The 5,656-nt window shown below is 60.3% G+C and carries 1 protein-coding gene; it reads left to right on the forward strand.

What is annotated here, in order from left to right:
* On the forward strand, nt 1–5,656 hold a 5,656-nt coding region (locus BVH01_RS15680; protein WP_218189111.1), incomplete at both ends, for an Ig-like domain-containing protein.

Consider the following 5,656-nt stretch of genomic DNA (forward strand, 5'->3'; position numbering starts at 1 on the left):
CCAGCCCCTGGCTGAAGGCCCGTACACCGTTGACGCCCAGGTGACTGACCCGGCGGGCAATACCGGGTCGGCCAACGACAGCGGTGCCATCGACACCACAGCTCCGCTGATCACCGTTGATGCGCCGGCCGTTACCAACGACACCACGCCGACCATCACTGGGACGACCGATGCACCGGTGGGCAGCACTGTCACTCTGACTATCACTCAGGGCAGCACCGTCCTTACCGTGACGACTCCAGTTCTGGCTGGCGGCACTTACAGCGTCGAGCTTCCTCAGCCGCTGGCTGAAGGCCCGTACACCGTTGACGCCCAGGTAACTGATCCGGCGGGCAACACCGGTTCGGCGACCGACAGTGGCGCCATTGACACCACCGCGCCGGTGCCAACCATCACACTCGATGCCAACATCACCGCCGATGACGTGATCAATATCGCCGAGTCGGGTCAGCAGATCCCGGTCACAGGCACTGTCGGCGGCGACGCAAAAGTTGGCGATACCGTTACCCTTACCATCAATGGCAAAGAGTTTACTGGTTCGGTCGTCGCCAATCCCAATGGCACCCTGGGTTTCAGCATCAGCGTCCCAGGCGCTGATCTGGTGGCCGATGCGAGCAAGACGGTCACCGCCAGCATCACCACGACCGATGCGGCCGGCAATATCGGCACTGCAACGGATACCGAAGGCTACAGCGTCGACACCACAGCACCGCTGATCACTGTCGATGCTCCGGCCATCACCAACGACACCACGCCGATCATCACCGGTACCACCGACGCACCGGTGGGCAGTGTCGTTACGCTGACCATTACACAAGGCACAAACACCTTTACCGTAAACACACCGGTACTGGCGGGCGGCACCTACAGCATCGAACTGCCTCAACCTTTGGTAGACGGCCCTTATGCGGTTGATGCGGAAGTCACCGATGCAGCTGGCAACCCCGGTTCGGCCAGTGACAATGGCACCATCAACACCACGGCCCCATTGATCACGGTTGATGCTCCGACCATTACCAACGACACCACGCCGACCATCACAGGTGCCACCGACGCGCCTGTAGGCAGCACTGTCACGCTGACCATCACGCAGGGCACTAACACCTTTACCGTGGATACACCGGTGCTGGCTGACGGCACCTATAGTGTCGAGCTGCCTCAGCCACTAGCTGAAGGCCCCTACTCCGTTGATGCCGCGGTCACTGACGCCGCGGGCAATACTGGTTCGGCCACTGACAGTGGAGCAATCGACACCACAGCGCCACTGATCACTGTCGATGCTCCGGCCATTACCAATGACATCACGCCTACCATTACCGGTACTACCGATGCGCCGGTAGGCAGCACTGTCACGCTGACCATTACCCAGGGCACCAACACCTTCACCGTGGACACACCGGTGCTGACTGGCGGTACCTATAGCGTCGAACTGCCTCAGCCATTGGCTGAAGGCCCTTACTCCGTTGATGCAAAAGTCACGGATGCGGCGGGCAACACCGGCTCGGCTACCGACATCGGAGCCATCGATACTACGGCGCCGGTACCGACCATCACGCTCGATGCCAACATCACTGCCGATGACGTGATCAATATCGCCGAGTCGAGCCAGCAAATTCCGGTTACTGGCACCGTGGGTGGCGATGCGAAGGTCGGTGATACTGTCACCCTCACTGTGAACGGCAAGACCTTCACGGGTCAGGTTCAGGCGAACAACACCTTCAGCATCAACGTTCCAGGCGCAGATCTGGTTGCCGATGCCGGCAAAACCATCACCGCCAGCATCAGCACCACCGATGCCGCCGGCAATGTCGGCACTGCGACAGACACCGAAGGCTATAGCGTCGACGTCACTGCTCCCGTTCCGACCATCACGCTGGACGCCAATATCACCGCCGATGACGTGATCAACATCGCCGAGTCCGGTCAGCAGATTCCGGTTACCGGCACCGTGGGTGGCGATGCGAAGGTCGGTGATACTGTCACCCTCACTGTGAACGGCAAGACCTTCACGGGTCAGGTGCAAGCAAACAACACCTTCAGCATCAACGTCCCAGGCGCTGATCTGGTCGCCGATGCTGGCAAGACCATCAATGCCAGCATCAGCACCACCGATGCCGCCGGAAACGTTGGCACTGCGACAGACACCGAAGGCTATAGCGTCGATGTCACTGCCCCAGTGCCGACCATCACGCTGGACGCCAACATCACTGCCGATGACGTAATTAACATTGCCGAGTCGAGTCAGCAGATCCCGGTTACCGGCACTGTCGGTGGCGATGCCAAAGTGGGCGATACCGTCACCCTGACCGTCAATGGCAAGGAGTTCACCGGTTCGGTCGTTACCAATCCAAATGGCACGCTCGGTTTCAGCATCAACGTCTCAGGCGCTGATCTGGTCGCCGACGCTGGCAAGAGCATCACCGCCAGCATCAGCACCACCGATGCCGCAGGCAACGTCGGCACTGCGACAGACACCGAAGGCTATAGCGTCGACGTCACCGCCCCAGTTCCGACCATCACGCTGGACGCCAATATCACCGCCGACGACGTGATCAACAGCACCGAAGCCACACAGCAAATCCCGGTTACCGGTACCGTCGGTGGCGATGCCAAAGTGGGCGATACCGTCACCCTCACAGTGAATGGTAAGAACTTCACCGGCCTGGTGACCAATGCCAACGGCACCCTTGGTTTCAGCATCAACGTTCCAGGCGCTGATCTGGTCGCCGACGCTGGCAAGAGCATCACCGCCAGCATTAGCACCACCGATGCCGCTGGCAACGTCGGCACTGCAACAGACACCGAAGGCTATAGCGTCGACGTCACCGCACCGGTGCCGACCATTACGCTCGATGCCAACATCACCGCTGATGACGTGATCAACAGCACCGAAGCCACGCAGCAAATCCCGGTTACCGGTACCGTCGGTGGCGATGCCAAAGTCGGTGACACCGTCACTTTGACCGTTAACGGTAAAACCTTCACGGGTCAGGTTCAGGCTAACAACACCTTCAGCATCAACGTACCAGGCGCTGATCTAGTCGCCGATGCCGGCAAGACCATTAACGCCAGCATCAGCACCACCGATGCCGCCGGCAACGTCGGCACTGCAACAGACACCGAAGGCTATAGCGTCGACGTCACGGCCCCAGTTCCGACCATCACGCTGGACGCCAATATCACCGCCGACGACGTGATCAACATCGCCGAGTCGAGTCAGCAGATCCCGGTAACCGGCACCGTCGGCGGTGACGCCAAGGTCGGTGACACCGTCACCCTGACCGTCAATGGCAAGGAGTTCACCGGTTCGGTCGTTGCCAACCCAAATGGCACGCTGGGCTTTAGCATTAACGTGCCCGGAGCCGATCTGGCCGCTGATGGCGATCGCACCATCGACGCCAGCGTCAGAACCATCGATGCCGCAGGCAACGTTGGTGTTGGTATCGATACCGAAAGCTATCGCGTCGACATCACGCCGCCTGCAGCGGCAATCGATATCGTCAAGATTTCCGAAGACACGGGAACTCCCGGAGACTTCATCACCCGTGACAGCACCCTGACCGTAAGCGGTACGGTCGGCCCTCTGGGCGCCGGCGAAAAAGCGCAGATCAGCGTGGACGGCGGCAGCACCTGGACGAACCTGACCGTCAGCAACGGCAACTGGGATTACGCGGATGGCCGCACTCTCTCGCTGGGTGATCACACCTATCAGGTTCGCGTCATCGACGATGCGGGTAACGTGGGCTCCACCGACACCCAGAAAGTCACCATCATCGCCAACCAGGATCCGGTTGCGGTTAACGACCCAGGCATGGCTGCCGGGCTCACCGGCCAGTATTACGCCTACCACGAAGGGGCGAACCTGGATGGGGCGAACCTGACCTCCCTGGCTCAGGTGCGCGCCTTTATCGCCGCCAACTCGCCTGATGCCGCCTTCGTGGCGAAGAACATCAACTACAGCCTGAGTGGTGGTGACCTCGGCGGTAATAACAATCTGCAATCATTCCTGGGCTCTGACGCGGCATCGTTGAACGTCGACCCGGAAAACAGCAGTGACGCGATCATCAGACTCAGCGGCACTTTGCAATTGCAGGCAGGTAACTACCAGTTTCAGGTCAGGGCGGACGACGGCTACAGCATCTCGATCGATGGTGTGATCGTCTCGAGGTTCGACGGTAACCAGTCGCCGAGCACCAATAGCGGCTCGTTCACCATCAGTGAACCCGGCGCGCATACCATCGAGATCATCTACTGGGATCAGGGCGGCCAAGCCGTACTGCAACCCACGCTGAGTTTCGCTGGTGGCCCTTATCAGCCGCTGGGCAACTACTCTCCGGCCCAGGCCAACCCTGCGCTGGTAACCGGGCACGACAATGCCTTGACGATCTCCCAGGCAACCCTGCTCGCCAACGACAGCGACGCGGACGGTGACAGCCTGCGTATCGTCGGCGTGGACAATCCCAAGCATGGCACCGTTACGCTGAACGACAACGGCACCATCACTTTCACACCCGCAAGCAATTACTACGGCCCCGCTTCGTTCAGCTACACCGTCAGCGATGGCAATGGTGGAACCAGCAAAGCCACGGTTACGGTGAACGTAACGGGCGACGCGGCTGCGAGTATCGGCGCGGTCAGCAACGCCGTGGACAGCACCGGGAGCCAGGTGGACGAAGGCGACAGCGCCGTATTCACCGTCAACCTGAGCACTGCCAGCCTAACCACCACGACCTTCAGCCTGGCGCTGAATGCTGGTACCGCAACAGCGGGCAGTGATTACAACGGCACGCTGACCAACCAGAGCTTCAGCAACGGCGTTACTTACAATGCTGCCAATGGAACCGTCACCGTGCCCGCGGGCGTTTCCAGCTTCACCGTCACCGTGCCGACGATCAATGACAGCGTCTTCGAGCCGACCGAAAGCTTCAGCCTGACCGTTGGCGGCAAAACCGGTACGGCCACGATCATCGACAACGATACGGCGCCGACTGTCAGCACCGTCAGCTCGGCTGTGGACAGCACCGGCGGCCAGGTCGACGAAGGCGACAACGCCGTATTCACCGTCAACCTCACCAATGCCAGCAGCACGCCGACCACCTTCAGCCTCGCGCTGAATGCGGGCACCGCGACGGCGGGTAGTGACTACAACGGCACACTGACCAACCAAAGCTTCAGCAATGGCGTGACCTATAACGCCGCTAACGGAACCGTTACCGTGCCAGCGGGCGTCACCAGCTTCACCGTCACCGTTCCGACGATCAATGACAGCGTCTTCGAGCCGACCGAAAGCTTCAGCCTGACCGTTGGTGGCAAAACCGGTACCGCGACCATTTTCGACAATGATGCCGCTCCAGCTATCAATACCGTCAGCGCTGCAGTTGACAGTAATGGCGGCCAAGTCGACGAAGGCGACAATGCCGTCTTTACCGTCAACCTGAACAATGCCAGCAGCACGCCGACCACGTTCAGCCTGGCGCTGAATGCCGGTACCGCAACGGCTGGCAGTGACTACAACGGCACGCTCACCAACCAGAGCTTCAGCAACGGCGTGACCTACAACGCTGCCAACGGAACCGTTACCGTGCCGGCGGGCGTCACCAGCTTCACGGTTACCGTGCCGACCATCAATGACACCGTTTTCGAGCCAACTGAAACC

Source organism: Pseudomonas sp. PA1(2017) (assembly GCF_001945375.1).
Lineage (GTDB): Bacteria > Pseudomonadota > Gammaproteobacteria > Pseudomonadales > Pseudomonadaceae > Aquipseudomonas.